Source organism: Sphingorhabdus profundilacus, assembly GCF_009769755.1.
Lineage (GTDB): Bacteria > Pseudomonadota > Alphaproteobacteria > Sphingomonadales > Sphingomonadaceae > Sphingorhabdus_B > Sphingorhabdus_B profundilacus.
Window position 1 is genome coordinate 1,058,043 of sequence record NZ_SDWJ01000002.1, and the last position, 16,895, is coordinate 1,074,937.

Annotated in this window: 17 protein-coding genes; 10 read left to right on the plus strand and 7 right to left on the minus strand. The window is 55.4% G+C overall.

The annotated features are described in order from the left end of the window. Positions 1-31 precede the first annotated feature (31 nt). From EUU23_RS12870 to EUU23_RS12890, 5 genes are all read left to right on the plus strand, one after another. Positions 32-1,453 carry an aldehyde dehydrogenase family protein gene (locus EUU23_RS12870; protein ID WP_160354473.1) on the plus strand — a complete coding sequence of 474 codons (1,422 nt, stop codon included), beginning with the start codon at positions 32-34 and terminating at the stop codon, positions 1,451-1,453. Positions 1,454-1,557: 104 nt separating this feature from the next. Then, positions 1,558-2,727 (plus strand): acetyl-CoA C-acetyltransferase, encoded by a 1,170-nt coding sequence (locus EUU23_RS12875; RefSeq protein WP_160354474.1) that lies wholly within the window; start codon positions 1,558-1,560, stop codon positions 2,725-2,727. Between the two features lie 155 nt (positions 2,728-2,882). Further along, entirely contained in the window at positions 2,883-3,665 is a 783-nt protein-coding gene (locus tag EUU23_RS12880) for an SDR family NAD(P)-dependent oxidoreductase (RefSeq protein WP_160354475.1), read from the plus strand. A 4-nt stretch (positions 3,666-3,669) separates the two neighbouring features. Continuing rightward, complete coding sequence (locus tag EUU23_RS12885) at positions 3,670-4,542, plus strand: crotonase/enoyl-CoA hydratase family protein (protein ID WP_160354476.1); 873 nt, start codon at positions 3,670-3,672, stop codon at positions 4,540-4,542. Positions 4,543-4,571: 29 nt separating this feature from the next. Further along, positions 4,572-5,210 (plus strand): TetR family transcriptional regulator, encoded by a 639-nt coding sequence (locus EUU23_RS12890; RefSeq protein ID WP_160354477.1) that lies wholly within the window; start codon positions 4,572-4,574, stop codon positions 5,208-5,210. Between the two features lie 20 nt (positions 5,211-5,230). Here EUU23_RS12890 and EUU23_RS12895 read toward each other — a convergent pair whose 3' ends face one another. After that, complete coding sequence (locus EUU23_RS12895; protein WP_160354478.1) at positions 5,231-6,424, minus strand: CaiB/BaiF CoA transferase family protein; 1,194 nt, start codon at positions 6,422-6,424, stop codon at positions 5,231-5,233. Positions 6,425-6,765: 341 nt separating this feature from the next. Between EUU23_RS12895 and EUU23_RS12900 the strand changes: the two genes are divergently transcribed. Both EUU23_RS12900 and EUU23_RS12905 read left to right on the plus strand, forming a co-directional pair. Continuing rightward, entirely contained in the window at positions 6,766-8,256 is a 1,491-nt protein-coding gene (locus tag EUU23_RS12900) for a hypothetical protein (RefSeq protein ID WP_160354479.1), read from the plus strand. A 48-nt stretch (positions 8,257-8,304) separates the two neighbouring features. Beyond that, complete coding sequence (locus tag EUU23_RS12905) at positions 8,305-8,730, plus strand: DUF6491 family protein (RefSeq protein WP_246156454.1); 426 nt, start codon at positions 8,305-8,307, stop codon at positions 8,728-8,730. Positions 8,731-8,753: 23 nt separating this feature from the next. Here the strand turns inward: EUU23_RS12905 and EUU23_RS12910 are convergent, their stop codons facing one another. From EUU23_RS12910 to EUU23_RS12920, 3 genes are read right to left on the minus strand one after another with little or no spacing between them, the layout of a single operon-like run. Next, positions 8,754-9,446: a hypothetical protein gene (locus EUU23_RS12910; RefSeq protein ID WP_160354480.1), complete on the minus strand. Its 693-nt coding sequence runs from the start codon at positions 9,444-9,446 to the stop codon at positions 8,754-8,756. Positions 9,447-9,487: 41 nt separating this feature from the next. Continuing rightward, positions 9,488-9,679 carry a helix-turn-helix transcriptional regulator gene (locus EUU23_RS12915; RefSeq protein WP_160354481.1) on the minus strand — a complete coding sequence of 64 codons (192 nt, stop codon included), beginning with the start codon at positions 9,677-9,679 and terminating at the stop codon, positions 9,488-9,490. After that, positions 9,676-10,050, minus strand: a complete 375-nt coding sequence (locus tag EUU23_RS12920; RefSeq protein WP_160354482.1) for a hypothetical protein — start codon at positions 10,048-10,050, stop codon at positions 9,676-9,678. The genes EUU23_RS12915 and EUU23_RS12920 overlap by 4 nt, the downstream gene beginning before the upstream one ends. Before the next feature lie 219 nt (positions 10,051-10,269). Between EUU23_RS12920 and thrS the strand changes: the two genes are divergently transcribed. The 3 genes from thrS to EUU23_RS12935 all read left to right on the plus strand — a co-directional run bounded on the left by thrS (position 10,270) and on the right by EUU23_RS12935 (position 13,846). Continuing rightward, a complete protein-coding gene (gene thrS, locus EUU23_RS12925) occupies positions 10,270-12,270 on the plus strand; it encodes a threonine--tRNA ligase (RefSeq protein ID WP_179956550.1) in 2,001 nt (666 codons plus the stop codon). A 35-nt stretch (positions 12,271-12,305) separates the two neighbouring features. After that, entirely contained in the window at positions 12,306-13,022 is a 717-nt protein-coding gene (locus EUU23_RS12930; protein ID WP_160354483.1) for a sulfite exporter TauE/SafE family protein, read from the plus strand. Positions 13,023-13,156: 134 nt separating this feature from the next. Continuing rightward, entirely contained in the window at positions 13,157-13,846 is a 690-nt protein-coding gene (locus tag EUU23_RS12935) for a CHAP domain-containing protein (RefSeq protein ID WP_246156455.1), read from the plus strand. A gap of 2 nt (positions 13,847-13,848) precedes the next feature. On the opposite strand, the gene EUU23_RS12940 is transcribed toward EUU23_RS12935, so the two are convergent. From EUU23_RS12940 to uvrB, 3 genes are all read right to left on the minus strand, one after another. After that, the gene (locus tag EUU23_RS12940; RefSeq protein WP_160354485.1) at positions 13,849-14,139 is read right to left on the minus strand and encodes an addiction module antidote protein; all 291 of its coding nucleotides are present in this window, start codon (positions 14,137-14,139) and stop codon (positions 13,849-13,851) included. Continuing rightward, positions 14,114-14,479, minus strand: a complete 366-nt coding sequence (locus EUU23_RS12945) for a type II toxin-antitoxin system RelE/ParE family toxin (RefSeq protein WP_160354486.1) — start codon at positions 14,477-14,479, stop codon at positions 14,114-14,116. Before EUU23_RS12945 ends, EUU23_RS12940 begins: the two co-directional genes overlap by 26 nt. Positions 14,480-14,637: 158 nt before the next feature. Beyond that, on the minus strand, positions 14,638-16,824 hold the full coding sequence (uvrB, locus tag EUU23_RS12950; protein ID WP_160354487.1) for an excinuclease ABC subunit UvrB: 2,187 nt from the start codon (positions 16,822-16,824) through the stop codon (positions 14,638-14,640). Between the last annotated feature and the right edge of the window lie 71 nt (positions 16,825-16,895).

Consider the following 16,895-nt stretch of genomic DNA (forward strand, 5'->3'; position numbering starts at 1 on the left):
ATAAGTCGAGAGACTCATGAGGAGAGAATTGATGACCACCCAGTATAAGAACCTGATCAACGGCGAATTGGTCGCAGGCGACAAATGGATTGATGTCGTAAACCCTGCCAATGAACAGGTCATCGGGCAGGTCCCCGATTGCGGTCAGGCCGAACTGGACAAAGCAGTGGCGGCGGCTCGCGCTGCGTTTCCAAAGTGGAAAAAAACCAGCATGGAAGAACGCCGCGCCTGTTTTGCCAAAATGGCCGATGTCATCAAGGCGAACAGTGATGAGCTGATGCGCCTTTTGACCAGCGAACAGGGCAAGCCGCATATGCAGGCAGGCAGCGAAATCGCCGGTTGCGTCGGCATGACGCGGGCGTTGCCGATGTTGAATCTGGAAGAGAAGATCAGCGAAGATAGCGAGAAACGGCTGAGCCGCACCCGCCGTGTTCCGGTGGGCGTCGTTGGTGGTATCGTGCCGTGGAATTTTCCGGTCTTGATGGCCGTACAGAAAATCGTGCCGGCCTTGCTTTCTGGCTGTACGATGGTTCTGAAGCCATCGCCCTTCACACCGTTGGCGACCTTGCGGATGGCCGAGTTGATTGCCGGCGTTTTTCCCGCTGGCGTGCTCAACATCATCACCGGCGGCGACGCGCTGGGACCATTGCTGACTTCGCATCCCGACATCGACAAGATAACCTTCACCGGTTCAACTGCCACCGGCAAGCGCGTGATGGAGTCGGCGTCGAAGGATCTGAAGCGCATCACGTTGGAATTGGGTGGAAATGATGCTGCGATCGTCCTGCCGGACGCGGATGTGGCCAAGGTCGCCGAAAAGCTGTTTTGGGCGAGTTTTTACAATGCAGGACAGGTCTGCATTGCGGCAAAGCGCATCTATATCCACGAAGATATTTATGACGAATTGTCGGCTGCAATTGCTGCCTATGCCAGTGCTGTAAAAGTCGGTGATGGCGCGGAACAAGGGACAGCGATTGGCCCGATCCAGAATAAACAGCAATATAAACGCGTTCTGGAACTGATCGCCGATGCCAAGGACAAGGGCTATAAATTCCTTGTCGGCGGCGACCATGATCCTTCGATTCCCGGCTATTTCGTACCCGTAACGGTGCTCGACAATCCGCCGGAAGATGCGCGCATCGTGGCGGAAGAACAATTCGGCCCGGTCATGCCGCTGATGAAATTCACGACAGTTGACGAAGTGATTAGCCGTGCGAATGCATCGGATTATGGGCTCGCCGGATCAATCTGGACGAGCAACCCCGAAGCGGCAGTTGCGGTAGCGGAACAGTTGGAAACCGGGACGGTCTGGATCAATGAATCGATGCATCTTGCCCCCAATGCGCCCTTTGGTGGACATAAGCAGTCAGGCTTTGGAGCTGAATTGGGCGAAGAAGGCCTGCTCGAATTCACCTATCCACAAGTCATCACAATCGCGCGCGAAGCGGCCTGAACACCATTCGCCTTTTTACCAGGGCGAAGTGTAACAATCTCAACTTGACTCTCTTGGGCCAAAGTTTAATCGTCTGATTAAATTTAGCCCTTGGGAGAGTGAAGATGGCGGATGCCTATATTGTGGATGCGGTCCGGACCGCTGGTGGTCGGCGCGGTGGAAAGCTTGCCGGGGTTCATCCTGTGGATTTGGGCGCCGCCGTGTTGGACGCGATTGCGGACCGTAACGATTTTGACCCCGCTGCTATTGAAGATGTCATCATGGGCTGCGTCATGATGGGCGGAGAGCAGGCAGGCGATGTCGGTCGCAATATCGTTCTTGCCTCCAAAATGCCCAATTTTATTCCGTCGGTCAGTATCGACCGGCAATGCGGGTCTTCGCAACAATCGATGATGTTTGCCGCACAAGGGGTCATGTCGGGCACCCAGGATATTGTGTTGGCCGCCGGCATTGAAAGCATGACCCGCGTGCCGATGGGTTCGACATCGATGCTGTTCAAAAAGGAAGGCCTTGGCACGTACAAGAGCCCCCGGCTCGAAAAAGCCTATCCCGGCATCATGTTCAGCCAGTTCATGGGTGCAGAAATGCTTGTGAAAAAGCATGGCTTTTCGCGCGAAGACCTCGACCAGTTTGCTTTGGAATCGCACCAGAAAGCGATCGTTGCAACCGAGGCCGGGTTATTTGCCAATGAAATCGTTGGCGTTGAAATCGAAACGCCGGAAGGACACATGATCCACAACAGCGACGAAGGTATTCGCTATGATGCGACCTTTGAAAGTCTGTCGGGTGTTAAATTATTGCAGGAAGGCGGCTCGATAACCGCGGCCAATGCCAGCCAGATCTGCGACGGCTCCTCTGCAGTGTTGATCGTGTCGGAAAAGGCGCTGAAGGACCACGGTCTCACCCCGCGCGCACGGATCGTCAATCTGACGGTTACGGCTGGTGATCCTGTGATCATGCTGGAAGAACCCCTGTTCGCTACCGACCGTGCGTTGCAGCGTTCCGGCATGAAGATTGAAGATATTGATTTGTACGAGGTCAATGAAGCGTTCGCACCCGTACCCTTGGCATGGCTGAAGCACATCGGCGCTGATCGTTCGCGCATTAACGTGCATGGCGGCGCCATCGCACTTGGCCATCCGCTGGGCGCATCGGGGACGAAATTGATGGCGACACTGCTGAATGCGTTGGAAACGCGTAAGGGCAAATATGGTCTGCAAACCATGTGCGAAGGCGGTGGTCAGGCCAATGTGACGATCATCGAAAGGGTTTGATTTTCCCTCTCCCGCTTGCGGGAGAGGCAGCGAGACTTGGCAATTTATTGCCTAGTCGCAGCGGTGAGGGCCCTCACCAAGTTCGACTAGTGAGCGAGCTCGCAAGTCTTCCTATCCTCTCCCGCAAGCGGGAGAGGGAAAAAGAAGGAGAATATATGAAACTGGATTCCACAATTGCAGCCGTCATAACCGGCGGGGCATCGGGCCTTGGTGAAGCCACCGCGCGCGCGCTGGCCGCCAAAGGGGTGAAGGTCGCGCTATTCGATCTGCAGGCCGAAAAAGGCATGGCCGTTGCCGCTGAAATCGGTGGCATTTTCTGCGAAGTAAATGTGACAAGTGATGAAAGCGTGGACGCAGGCTTTGCCAAAGCCCGCGCAGCCCATGGGCAGGAACGCATCCTCGTGAATTGCGCTGGCACTGGAAATGCCATCAAGACCGCCAGCCGGTCGAAAGAAGACGGTTCCATCAAGCATTTCCCGCTTGATGCCTTTGACCGCATCATCCAGATCAACCTTGTCGGCACATTCCGTTGCATCGCCAAATCGGCGGCTGGTATGCTGACCCTGGACCCGATGGAAGACGGAGAACGCGGCGCGATGGTCAACACCGCTTCGGTTGCCGCCGAAGACGGCCAGATGGGTCAGGCGGCCTATTCCGCGTCGAAGGGCGGCGTTGTGGGTATGACTTTGCCGATCGCCCGCGACCTTATGAGCGAGGGTATTAGGGTGAACACGATATTGCCCGGTATCTTCAACACACCGCTGATGAACGGTGCGCCGCAACAGGTAAAAGATGCGTTGGCCGCGTCGGTGCCATTCCCCAAGCGGCTTGGTAATCCGGAAGAATATGCGATGGTCGCCTTGACCATGATCGAATGTGGTTATTTCAACGGCGAAGATGTCCGTATTGACGGTGCAATCCGGATGGCGCCGCGTTGAGTTTATGACCGACTTCGCCCAGATCCATTATGGCGTTACCGATGGCATAGCCACCATCACGCTCAACCGCCCGGACAAAATGAATGCCTTCACCAATGTGATGATGCGGGAGATGTGTGCGGCATTTGATCTGGTGGACGCAGATGACGCCGTCCGAGCCGTCATCGTAACGGGTTGGGGTGAGCGGGCTTTCTGTGCTGGGGCAGATCTGACACCCGATGGTGGCGGCGATGTCTTTGCCAGCGGGTCGCAGGTCGAGACACTATCGGATGAACGGGTGCGGGATTCCGGCGGGCGGCTCACGCTTCGTATCTTTCAATGCAAAAAGCCGGTCATTGGCGCGATCAATGGCGCTGCGGTTGGCATTGGCGCGACGATGCAACTGCCTATGGATTTCCGGTTGGCGAGCGACACTGCGCGTTTTGGTTTTGTGTTTGCACGGCGCGGGATTGTTCCTGAAGCGGCGTCGAGTTGGTTCCTGCCCCGTTTGGTCGGTATGCAACAGGCTCTGGAATGGTGCATGACCGGACGGGTTTTTGATGCCGCAGAAGCGCTTGCCGGCGGGTTGGTCCGCTCGGTCCATGCCCCGGGCGACTTGTTGGCTGAAGCAACACAGCTGGCGCGTGAAATTGCAGACAATACCGCGCCTGTATCGATTGCCCTGACACGGGCGATGCTGTGGCGTTTGCCATCGGCGGAACATCCGATAGCAGCGCATGAAATTGACAGCCGCGCCATTTACCGCCGCGCTCGTTCGGGCGATGCAGCCGAAGGGATTGCGAGCTTTCTGGAAAAGCGGCCGCCTATTTATCCCGACAAAATATCCACAGATATGCCGGACTTCTTCCCTTGGTGGGATGAACCTGTCTATAAGTGACGTTACGGCACAGTTGGGATGGGGAGCATATGGCCAGTATTGGACCTAAATTGATAAATGAAAACGCGGATAGCGGGAATGCCCGCGGCCAGTTGATCGAGGCGGCCAGCCAGATCATGCGCGAAGGCGACACAATCGACCTGTCTTTGTCCGAATTATCCATGCGTGCCGGGTTGAACAGCGCGTTGGTTAAATATTATTTTGGCAACAAAAATGGCTTGATGCTGGCGCTGCTGGATCGGGATATGGGCAATATCGTCCATGGCCTCGGGGCTTTGGTGGCCAAAGATATGCCGCCGGAAGAAAAGTTGCGCCTGCATATTGGCGCGGTGATCGATACCTATTATGCCTTTCCCTATCTCAACCGGTTGCTGATGCGGATGGTCAGAGACAGCGCCCCGGTGGAAGCGGCACGGATCGCAGATCTGTATCTTCGTCCGATTTCCAAGGCGTATGAGGACCTAATCAGCGAAGGTGTGCGGGCTGGTAAATTCCGCAAAATTGACCCGCAATTTTTCTACTTCACCGTAACAGGGTCCGCCGACCGTTTTTATTCATCCCGCCTCGTGCTGCGGCATTGCTATAATCAAGACGATTTTAACGAAAACATGCGCGACCGATATCGCGAACACACGATCGACTTGATCATGCGGGGTCTATTGGCCTGATATCCCGCGCGGCGCTCAGGTTACAAACCTAATGCTGTCCTGATCTCGTCGCCATCGGCATCCAGCATCGGCGGATGTGCATAATTTGTCACCGGCGTTCCGGCATAATATACAGGATGCTTCATCGTGCGATATTTCCCAATATCGGGGCTTTCGCGTTCTTCAAAAAAGCCGACGTCGGCAAGATGCGGATCGGTCAGCACGTCTGCCATGCGGTTATATTTCATCGCCGGAATGTCGTTCGCCGCCAAAAGGTCGAGCCATTCGGCGGTGGTGCGCTCAGCCGTGACTTCCTCGATCAGCGCGTAAAGTTCGCCGGTATGCTTGGTCCGCTCCTGATAGGTGGCAAAGCGGGGGTCGTCAAAGACGCCGGGCCGTCCACCCAGTTCAAAGAACTTCGCCCATTGACGGTCATTATAGGGAACGATGGCAATGAAACTGTCTTTCGTCGGATAGGGCCGACGCCGCGGATTGACCGACCTTGTATAGCCCATCCGCCCGTTGCCGGGGATGAAGGTTTCGCCCCATAGATTTTCCACCATATGGAACCAGGTAAAGCATTCGAACATTGGGACTTGCACAAATTGCCCGCCTTGCCCGCCTGCACGGGCCAATAAAGCCGCCATGGTTGCGTTGGCGGCGAACAGGCCGCTGACTTTATCGGCGACAAGTGAAGGCGCATAAGTGGGCCGCCCGCCATCACGCTGTTCGCTCAAGGCGGCAAAGCCGGACGCTGCCTGAATGAGATCATCATAGGCTTGCCGCTCGCCATAGGCGCCCCCGGCACCAAAACCGGCGCAGTGCACATAAATGATATTGGGGTTGATCGCCCTGACCGCCTCATAGCCAAATCCGAGGCGTTCCATACCGGCCATACGGACATTGTGGATGAAGACATCGGCCTCTTCAAGCAAGGCTTCGAGTATGGCCTTGTCTTCGGCCTTTTTGATGTTGAGATTGATAGCCTTTTTATTTCGGTTCAGCGCCGCAAAGATCGGTCCATGCTGCTTGGTAGGCGAATCGCCTGCATGGCGCATCAGATCCCCCGGTGTATTGCCTTCGCTATTTTCGATCTTGATGACCTCTGCCCCCAAGTCGGCAAGCTGTACGGTTGCATAGGGGCCGAGCACCACGGTCGCCATATCCACGACTTTAATGCCTTTCAGGGGCCCTGTGGGCTCATTGTCCCATTTTAGTTTTGGCCAAGCTGCCATCACGCTCTCCTTTATCCTTGCATCACCTGCTAGCATATTTAGGGTCAGGACCCATTAAAAACACTTGCGAGGCGTCAAAATGGCGAAGATATCGGACCAAAATGCGCGCCGCCGATAGTCATTCTACCGGCAAGCGTATTTTGGTCCGAGATCGAAGCCATTTTGACGTCCGAAGGATTTGACCCATTTTGCTCATGGCCGCGTCAGAAAGCCTTGAGATAAATTTTTATCCCTGCGGCTTCCTTCCTTGCCCTGTGCAAAATGGCCTCAAACCTCGCAAGTGTTTTTAATGGGTCCTGACCCTAAGCGTACAGTTAAGAACTTTGTGAGAGGAATATCGGGTGGGTTTTGATGCACAGGCTCCCGTCATAATCGGGGTAGGTGAAGCAAGCCGCAAAACGGTCGCGGGCGACTGGCCGCGACCGGTTGAACTGGCAGGCCAAGCCATAAAGGTTGCACTCGCCGACACCGGTCAGGCAGATGCCGTCGCCGCGGCTATTGACGTGATCGCCGCGATCCGGACATTTGAAGACAGCGGTGTTTCGATGGGCACGGGATCGCCCGATAATGTCCCTGAAGCCTTCGGCGCGGCTGGTGGCATCACCGCCGCGCGGCTGATCTATGCCGATGTCGGTGGACAAAGCCCGCAGGCAATGGTCCACGAATTGGCAGGCGAAATCCGGCGGGGGGAAACCGGACTGGCAGTCATCGTCGCGGCAGAGGCAATGGGCACCGCCAAGCGGGCCCGAAAAGCAGGGGTCGAGCTGGATTGGCGACTGGCGTCGGACACTCCTTTCGACAACGTGCTTTCAAGCTTCTCGATATTGAGCCGGGCCGAAATCCGGCACGGGATTATATCGATGCCGCTGGCCTATTCGCTCCTTGAAAATGCGCGGCGTTTGGGTCTCGGGCTGTCCCGTGAGGATTATCTGGTCCATATGGCCGAGTTGGGGGCGGCGATGTCGGCCAAGTCACTGACCCGCGAACATGCCCAATTTGCAAAGCATTTTACGACACGTGATCTGGTGCGTGACCATGAGAAAGATTTTCGGCTGACCGACATATATCGTCGCTGGCGGGTGGCCCAAGATGCGGTGGATCTTGGCGGCGCCATCATATTGACCAGCGCAGGCAAGGCGCGCGAATTGGGCGTGGCTGATGACAAGATGGTCTGGCTTGCAGGGGCCAGTGAAACGAAGGAGGCACCTTATTCCGAACGTGCGGATATCATATATGCCCGCGCGCTGGATTTCGCCTTGCACGCCGCACTTGATCAGGCAGGAATCGCTGCAACCGATCTGGGGCCCGTCGACATTTACAGTTGTTTCCCGGTCGCCGTTTACGGGGCGGTCGATACTTTGGGCGACCCCTTGCGGTCGCTGGGAGATTATACTTTGACCGGAGGGCTTAACTTTTTTGGCGGACCCGGCAACGGATACGCAACCTATAGCCTGTCTGCTATGGTCGACGCCTTGCGAAGCAATGGGTCGAAACCGGCTCTGGTTACAGCCAATGGCGGGGTTATGTCGAAACAGGCGGTGGGTATCTATACGGCGCATCAACCGGCGCAGCCTTGGATGGGCGAAGTCGCAACTGGATATCATGCCAAATCGGTCGCATTGGACAGCGCGCCTCAAGGCAAGGGCAAAATTCTGACCTATGCCCGGCCCGTATCCAAGGACCGGATAGGGGCCGCGACGCTCATACTCGCGATGGAAAATGGTGCAAGGGCCTTGGCCGTGCTTGACGATGCTGCGGACATTGACCTCGGCGGCGTAATCGTAAATGTCACGCCACACGAAAAAAGGCATAGCGCTGCTATATATTGCTAATGTACCGTTCAGGTTGGTAATGAGATGTATCGATCAAGGAGCAATATCATGCACAAAAAAATGATTCTCGCACTGGCCGTATTTGTGTCGGCGATCGCCGCGTGTGGACCGGTTGACAGCACACCCAAACCCTTAACCGATAAACAATCGGTTCGCTTGACCAAAGAACTTTCGGGCAAGGTCGCGGGCGAGGCCGTGAACTGCATCAGCGATTTCAATGGCGCCAACGTCATCCGCATCAGCGATGACATTCTCCTTTATCGTGTCTCCGGGCGGCTTGTGTATAAAAACACCTTGCGCGGCGGTTGCCCCGGCCTTGCCAATGATAACGATGTCATCGTTACCGAACAATTTGGCAGCCAGAAATGCAGAGGTGACCTGATAAAGCTGGTCGATCGGACCACCGGTATTCAAGGGCCAGTGTGCAGCCTAGGTGAATTCGTCCCCTATCGGAAAAATAAAACCGCGGGATAGGCCAAGGGTCTTTACCTCCGATTTCAGCTCTGAAATGCCATCGGACCCGTGTGGCTTACACCGGGTCCGAGATAGGCGTGAATGTCGAAACCGGCGCGTGTGACGCGGGTGCAAAAGCTGTAATCTTCCGAAAGATGGCCAAGCTTGTCGTCGGTAATATTGTTGAAAAATCCATAGGTTTTCTGGCTAAAGTTCGGCATGCGTGTTTGCATTGACATGGCAATGCCCTTTTCGACCATTACCTCCAGCACAGCGCGTTTCAATATATAGAAACCTGTGCCAATGAATTGTACTTTACCGATGGTGCCATATTCGGGATTTGTAGGATTGGAATTTGTACCGACATAGGGCGCGGCTGCAAATTGTGCGTCACTGCCGCGTTTGCCGGACAAAATTGCTTTCTCGAATGCGTTCAAGTCCAATGTTCGCTGCGGTTGGTAAACTGCCAAAAAATCCGCATCATGGTTTAACAGCCGTTCCAGCACCGCCATTTCAATTCCGATGTCATCGTCAATGCCAATAAACACATCATGGCCAGTCTGCAAAAAATGGGCAGCCAGAACATTGCGGGCAGTTGCAACTTCGGCGTTCGAAACGCTGACAAAGCTGTAATCAATATTCTTGTGCTTAAAAATAAGACCGAGATTCATCAATGATGTCGTTGTTTCGACAGACATGGACCCACGCCCGGATGGGACACCGATGAGGACGGACATGCAAATCACCTTCAAAACATGTGACGCGCACGCATCCCCATTCACATACGCAGAAAGATATTCTCTATAGGCTGTTCGAACAAATCGGCAATACGGAACGCCAGCGGCAACGACGGATCATATTTCCCCGTTTCGATCGCGTTGACCGACTGGCGCGACACGCCCAGAGCGTCTGCCAAATCCTGCTGGCTCCAGTCGCGCTCGGCGCGCAGAATCTTCAAGCGGTTCTTCATGCCTTCCAACGCACAACCGGGCCAGCGATACCCAGCGCCCCGAACCAGATGACACCCATCCATTGAGGGCCGGTGGCAACGACATCATAGACTTGCAGGAACTGCCACACGGTCACGATTACCAGTGTAATCGCGGTGGCGAGCAGTGTCTGTTTGGCGAACAATAGCCGTTGATATTCATCATCGGTTTCGACCAGCAAACGAAATATTGCCCAAAACATACCGATTATAGGAAAGGCGGTTATCAACGCCAACCCAATAAGCGTGGCTTGAGAATGGGGCGCACCGCTTCGCGCAAAGGCGAGGCTACTGGTCAAAATGACAACATATGACGCCATGAAAAGCATGATCCGTATCGTATAACGCCGCATATAAGGCGCGAGACCTCCCCAATTCAGCATGTCAAACAACCTTTCTATAATGACAAGGTCTCTTTACAATGGCTCTAATTTTTGTCAAGGTACCTTTGCATATTTTAGCAATTCCGAGGTTGCTGACGTTAAAATGTGCCCCTTTCTGCGGGGTTGCGGCTTTTGCTCCGGGCTGGCAAAGGGGCACTTCTTAAACCCTAAAGAAAGATAGATTTCCCCATGTCCGAGATGATCCGCATAACCCTTCCCGATGGCTCTGCCCGAGAAGTGCCTTGCGGAACCACCCCAGCACAGATTGCTGCGGCTATCGGTCCAGGACTTGCGAAGGCGGCCTTGGCGGCGCGCGTGGATGGCGAGGTGCGTGACATTACGCGGCCCTTGGACGCCGATACGCAGCTTGCGTTGATTACGTCAAAGGACGAGGCCGAAGCGCTGGAATTGGCCCGTCATGATTTTGCACATATCCTGGCCGAGGCGGTGCAGAAGCTTTTCCCGGGGACGCAAATTACATTCGGACCGGCGACCGACGACGGTTTCTATTATGATGTGATGGCACCGGTCAGTCGTGGGCCGTTCACGCTCGATGACCTGCCCGTCATTGAAGAAAAGATGCGCGAGATCATCCGCGCTGACAAGCCGTTGCGCCGTGAAATCATGTCCCGTGACGTGCTGATCGCGACATGGGCGGCGGCGGGCGAAAGCTTTAAGGCCGAGTGGGCGCGTGAATTGCCCGATGGCGAAGAACTGACGGTTTACTGGTCGGGTGATGACTGGATGGACATGTGCCGTGGGCCGCATCTGGCGTCGACCGGAAAGCTTGATCCGCAAGCATTCAAGCTGACGCGCGTCGCCGGTGCCTATTGGCGCGGTGATCAGAACAACGCCCAGTTGAGCCGCATCTACGGCACCGGCTGGCTCAATAAGAAGCAGCTTGATGCACATCTGGTGCGCCTCGAAGAAGCGGCGAAGCGCGACCATCGCCGCCTGGGTCAGGATATGGACCTGTTCCATCTGCAGCAAGAGGCACATGGTTCGGTGTTCTGGCATCCGCACGGCTTTACCATCTGGCGTCAGCTCGAATCCTATATGCGCCGCGCCATCGACGCGACGGGCTATCAGGAGGTAAAGACGCCTCAGGTCATGGATGCGCGGCAATGGGAACAGTCGGGCCACTGGGGCAAATATCGCGAGAATATGTTCGTGATCCCCGATGAAGTCCCCAATGTAGACGATGAAGGCCCGGTCATTTCGGGCGATGCCGACTGGATGGCGCTAAAGCCCATGAACTGTCCGGCGCATGTGCTGATCTTCCGGCAGGGTATCAAATCCTATCGCGACCTTCCGCTGCGGCTTTATGAGCATGGCTGCTGCCACCGCAACGAACCACATGGCGCGCTGCACGGCCTGATGCGCGTGCGGCAGTTTACGCAAGATGATGCCCATATTTTTTGCCGTGAAGACCAGATTGTTGCCGAGGTGCAGGATTTCTGCGCGCTGGCGGACCGGATCTATAAGGATTTCGGCTTTACCTATTCGATCAAGCTGGCGCTTCGCCCTGAAAAGCGTTTTGGGTCCGATGCCGATTGGGACAAGGCGGAAAACGAACTGCGCGATGCCGTTGTGCGCGCGGGTCTTGCGACCGCAGAATTTGGTTGGGAAGAACTGCCCGGCGAAGGCGCCTTTTATGCGCCCAAGCTGGAATGGCATCTGACCGACGCCATAGGGCGCACATGGCAGGTGGGGACAATCCAGTCGGACCGCGTTCTGCCCGAGCGTCTGGATGCCAGCTATGTTGGTGAAGATGGCGCACGCCACCGTCCCGTCATGCTGCACCGTGCGATTTTCGGCTCTTATGAGCGATTTATCGGTATCTTGATCGAACATTATGCCGGCCGCTTCCCGGTCTGGTTGGCACCTGTGCAGGCAGTGGTCGCGACCATCGTTTCGGATGCAGACGGTTATGGACGGGCCGTCACCGAACGGCTGCGCGCCGCAGGACTGCGCGTGGAAAGTGATTTCCGCAATGAAAAGATCAATTATAAGGTGCGCGAGCACAGTCTGGCGAAAGTCCCGCATCTGCTGGTTGTCGGTATGCGCGAGGCTGAGGAAGGCAAAGTCGCCATCCGCTCCTTAGGGTCGGATGGACAGCGGATCATGTCGCTGGATGAGGCGGTTGAAATGCTAACCACCGAAGCGACACCCCCGGATTTGCGAGTATAATTTCGATCGAGACCTTGGCGGGAATTGATCCTGTCATGTTGGCGGCAGCCGCGGCCATGACCTTTGGTGCCGCCTATGTCCGTGGCCTCACCGGTTTTGGTATGGCGATTATATTGGTCCCTTTACTGGGGCTGATAGTGACGCCCGCCGAAGCCGTTGTGCTTGGCATATTGTTGCAAGTGTTGATCGGGCCGGTCGGCATAAAGATAATATATGCAGACGCGCACCGTAAAAGCGCGCTTTCCATTGCGGCCTATGCCGTCATGGCGACGCCCCTTGGAATATGGCTATTGCAGCAAACAACGCCCGATGTGGCTCGTCTGTTAATTGTTATGATCGCTATTGGAGCGTTCATACTCATATTGTTGCCTCCGCGTGGCGAACTGCGGCCGGGGCCGCAGGAAACCGCATTAACCGGAATCGCCTCTGGAATATTGACGGGGTTTGCCGCCATGCCGGGGCCGCCGGTTGTGCCATATTATCTGCGCCAACCCATTCCCCCGGCCGAAGCGCGGGCGTCGATGATGCTCGTCTTTTTCGCCACGGCGATAGCCGGGACCATTTCATCCCTGGCGCTTGGTCTGGCCAGTTGGCGGCTGCTGTTGCTATCATTGATATTGTTTCCCCCAATGCTGGCCGGCAATTGGCTGGGGGCGAAATCTTTCGGCACGATACCAGCGCATATCTGGCGTCTGTTTGTCGCACTAACATTGGGATTGGCCGCGATTTCCGCGGTATACAGGCTGTTCTAACAGCGGCTGCGTGGGCGCGCTTAACGCCCTGTTTATCTTTATTCTCTTAGCGTTAACCATATGCCTTAGGCCGACATTTGTGATCTTAATTTATCACATTTTACATGAAAGCGGCATTCCTGACCCTACTTCTTTTGGCATCACCAGCCTTCGCGCTGAATGAAGGTCTGCAATGCGTGCCCTATGCGCGGGCTTTGTCGGGTGTGACCATTTATGGTGATGCCCATAGCTGGTGGGGGCAGGCCGAGGGCAAATATGCACGTGGCAATACACCCGAAGTAGGTGCCGTGCTGGCATTCCCGCCCCATGGCAATATGCGCCTAGGCCATGTTGCGGCTGTCCGGCGCATAGTGGATGACCGGACTATCGTCATCAGCCATGCTAACTGGTCAACGATAGGCGGCGTGCGCGGCCATATCGAGGAAGACGTCCGCGCGGTTGATGTGTCCGAAGCGAACGACTGGAGCCGCGTCCGCGTCTGGTATACACCCAATGAAGCGCTCGGCAGCACGGAATGGCCGGTGCACGGCTTCATTTATCCCAAACAGCGCCGTAGTGATTCCGAAGCGCGCAAAGCCGTTGCTTTGCTATTGAAAGATCGCGTCATTCCTGCCTTACCTGCCGCGACACCGGTGCGCTTGGCCGAAGCCACCAAGCCGGTGATCAAATCGGCTTTAGTCAAAACCGGCTTCGGGCTTTCGGGCGATCTGCTGAAAGATATTGATCGCAAGGCAGCCAAAGAAACGCAGGCGTCGCCTACCCCGACAAAGCCGGTACGCCTTGCCTCGGTTGAAAAGCTAATTGCAAGACTGCCGAAGAGTTGAACTTAAGCAGCGCGCTTCTGAATTGTAAGTTCGAACCCTAATGCGCCTAAAACCGCCGTCAGCGTTTCCAAGGTTGGGTTCCCATTCTCGGAAAGCGCAGTGTAAAGCGCCTGACGACCAAGCCCGGTTTTCTTAGCGATATCGGTCATACCTTGTGACCGTGCAACGTCACCCAATGCTCGGGCTATATGTCTCGGATCATTCCCTTCCATCGCTGCTTCTAGGTAATAGAAAATATCTTCCTCGGTTTCGATGTGGCGGGCGGGATCAAAGGGGAGTGTCTTCAACGCCATCTTCTACTTCCTTTGCAAGTTGTTTGGCGCGTACAATATCACGCACCTGACTGTCTTTGTCGCCTCCGGTCAGCAGGAGAACCAGCACGGTGCCGACCCAGACATAATAAACCCGATAACCCGGTCCAAATTTGAACCGCAATTCCTGAACACCATCGCCAACAGATTTGGCGTCACCCGGATTTCCTGCGGCAAGTCGCCTGATCCTGTCATCAATCCGCAGACGCGCCTTCCGGTCTCGCAAACCATCGAGCCAATATCGAAATTCGATTGTTTCTCGTATTTCGATAACTTGTCTGTCATATAGGACAAATTGTGGTTTGTCAATCTCATGTGTCATTGGGTGCGATCGTTAAAAGCTATTCAACCTAATTCGATCTTGGGGAACATCCAACCCGAGTAATTTGCGATCCAGTTCGATACGTGAATTGAAGGCATCCCAAAAGCAATCGCTTTGCCAAATTGGCTCATTTTCTTCCCTTTTTGTAAATCGATCTACTAACGCCCAAACTTCCGCTGCGTTTTTCCGTAACGCATCTTCCGCGTTCCCGGTCTGCCTTCTTGCGCCCTTCCCACAGGTGCTGCGATATGATGTTCATGAGGTAAGCCCAATTCGGTCGCCTCCAGCGAGCGGATTTCGTCGCGCAACCGTCCGGCTTCCTCGAATTCCAGATCTGCGGCCGCCGCGCGCATCTTCTTTTCCAGTTCCTCGATATAGGCGCGCAGATTGTGGCCGACCAGATTGTTCGCCCCTTCGGCATCGATCTCCACCAGCACCGAATCCCGGCTGGCGGTGTCGGCGACGATGTCGTGGATATTCCGCTTGATGGTGGCAGGGGTAATGCCGTGCAGCACATTATACTCGCGCTGCTTTTCCCGGCGACGGTCGGTTTCCCGGATGGCGCGCTCCATGCTGCCCGTCATGCGGTCCGCATAGAGAATCACCCGCCCGTCGACATTACGCGCCGCGCGGCCGATGGTCTGGATCAGGCTGGTCTCGCTGCGTAAGAAGCCTTCCTTGTCGGCATCCAAAATGGCGACGAGGCCACATTCCGGAATATCGAGACCCTCGCGCAACAGGTTGATGCCCACGAGCACGTCATAGACGCCGCGCCGCAAATCGCGGATCAATTCAATGCGTTCCAATGTCTCGACATCGGAGTGCATGTAGCGCACCTTCAACCCTGCTTCGTGCATGAACTCGGTCAAGTCTTCCGACATCCGCTTTGTCAGGGTGGTCACCAGCGTCCGGTATCCGGCCTCTGCCGTCTTGCGACATTCGTTGATGCAATCCTGCACCTGATCCTCGACCGGCTTGATCTCGACCGGCGGGTCAATGAGGCCGGTGGGCCTGATGACCTGTTCGGCAAAAACGCCGCCCGATTGCTCCATCTCCCACCCTCCAGGTGTGGCCGACACGCACACAGTCTGCGGCCGCATCACATCCCATTCATTGAAGCGCAGCGGCCGGTTATCGATGCAACTGGGCAGTCGGAATCCATATTCGGCCAAAGTCAGTTTGCGCCGGTGGTCGCCCTTCGCCATTGCGCCGATTTGCGGCACGGTCTGATGACTTTCATCGACAAACAGCAGGGCGTTGTCGGGAAGATATTCGAACAGCGTCGGCGGCGGTTCACCCGGCAAGCGGCCGGTCAAAAAGCGCGAATAATTTTCAATGCCAGCGCACGACCCGGTCGCGGCAATCATTTCCAGATCAAATTGCGTCCGCTGCTCCAACCGTTGTGCCTCCAGCAATTTGCCTTCGGCCACGAGTTCCTTCAACCGTTCGGAAAGCTCGAATTTGATCGCCTCGCTCGCCTGCTTCATCGTCGGTCCGGGGGTGACATAATGGCTATTGGCATAGACGCGCACGCTGTTCAATTTCACGCCGGTCGTACCTGTCAGGGGATCGAATTCGGCAATTTCCTCGATCTCGTCGCCGAAGAAACTGATGCGCCATGCCATATCTTCATAATGGCTGGGGAAGATTTCCAGATTGTCGCCGCGTACCCGGAAATTGCCCCGGGTAAAGGCGGTGTCGTTGCGCTTATATTGCAGCGCTACCAGCTTGCGGATCAGCTCACGCTGGTCGACATTCTCGCCCTTTTTCAGGTCGAAGATCATCGCCGAATAGGTTTCGACCGACCCTATGCCGTAAATGCACGACACCGAAGCCACGATCAGCACATCGTCGCGTTCGAGAAGCGACCGCGTTGCCGAGTGCCGCATCCGGTCAATAGCTTCGTTTACCGATGATTCTTTCTCGATATAGGTATCACTACGCGGGACGTAAGCTTCGGGCTGGTAATAATCGTAATAGCTCACAAAATATTCGACGGCATTGTCGGGGAAAAAGCTTTTGAATTCGCCATAAAGCTGCGCCGCCAAAATCTTGTTGGGTGCCAGGATCAGCGCAGGTCTTTGTAGTTTTTCGATAACCTTGGCCATCGTGAAGGTTTTGCCGGAGCCGGTTACACCGAGCAAAACCTGATTTTTCTCGCCCGCCAATGCGGTTTCCGCAAGTTCGCGAATGGCGGTAGGCTGATCCCCCGCCGGTTCATAATCAGAGACGATACGAAAGGGCTTGCCACCTTCCATCTTGGGCGGACGTTCGGGTTTATGCGGGATGAAATTGCCGACCGTATCCGGTTCTTCCAGCCCACGGCGGATAATGAGTTCAGCCATGTTCGCTATATGTACTTTTTCGAACGCGGCGGCAAGTCTGATTACTTGACAAACGCCGCTCTCACAAACAT

What these genes read in the sequence shown, in the direction of transcription:
- EUU23_RS12895 (WP_160354478.1), bottom strand. Translation starts at nt 6,424, where the DNA reads ATGGCAGCTTGGCCAAAACTAAAATGGGACAATGAGCCCACAGGGCCC.
- EUU23_RS12940 (WP_160354485.1), bottom strand. Translation starts at nt 14,139, where the DNA reads ATGGCGTTGAAGACACTCCCCTTTGATCCCGCCCGCCACATCGAAACC.
- EUU23_RS12910 (WP_160354480.1), bottom strand. Translation starts at nt 9,446, where the DNA reads ATGTCCGTCCTCATCGGTGTCCCATCCGGGCGTGGGTCCATGTCTGTC.
- uvrB (WP_160354487.1), bottom strand. Translation starts at nt 16,824, where the DNA reads ATGGCTGAACTCATTATCCGCCGTGGGCTGGAAGAACCGGATACGGTC.
- EUU23_RS12905 (WP_246156454.1), top strand. Translation starts at nt 8,305, where the DNA reads ATGCACAAAAAAATGATTCTCGCACTGGCCGTATTTGTGTCGGCGATC.
- EUU23_RS12875 (WP_160354474.1), top strand. Translation starts at nt 1,558, where the DNA reads ATGGCGGATGCCTATATTGTGGATGCGGTCCGGACCGCTGGTGGTCGG.
- EUU23_RS12945 (WP_160354486.1), bottom strand. Translation starts at nt 14,479, where the DNA reads ATGACACATGAGATTGACAAACCACAATTTGTCCTATATGACAGACAA.
- EUU23_RS12920 (WP_160354482.1), bottom strand. Translation starts at nt 10,050, where the DNA reads ATGCGGCGTTATACGATACGGATCATGCTTTTCATGGCGTCATATGTT.
- EUU23_RS12885 (WP_160354476.1), top strand. Translation starts at nt 3,670, where the DNA reads ATGACCGACTTCGCCCAGATCCATTATGGCGTTACCGATGGCATAGCC.
- EUU23_RS12870 (WP_160354473.1), top strand. Translation starts at nt 32, where the DNA reads ATGACCACCCAGTATAAGAACCTGATCAACGGCGAATTGGTCGCAGGC.
- EUU23_RS12915 (WP_160354481.1), bottom strand. Translation starts at nt 9,679, where the DNA reads ATGAAGAACCGCTTGAAGATTCTGCGCGCCGAGCGCGACTGGAGCCAG.
- EUU23_RS12890 (WP_160354477.1), top strand. Translation starts at nt 4,572, where the DNA reads ATGGCCAGTATTGGACCTAAATTGATAAATGAAAACGCGGATAGCGGG.
- thrS (WP_179956550.1), top strand. Translation starts at nt 10,270, where the DNA reads ATGTCCGAGATGATCCGCATAACCCTTCCCGATGGCTCTGCCCGAGAA.
- EUU23_RS12930 (WP_160354483.1), top strand. Translation starts at nt 12,306, where the DNA reads ATGTTGGCGGCAGCCGCGGCCATGACCTTTGGTGCCGCCTATGTCCGT.
- EUU23_RS12880 (WP_160354475.1), top strand. Translation starts at nt 2,883, where the DNA reads ATGAAACTGGATTCCACAATTGCAGCCGTCATAACCGGCGGGGCATCG.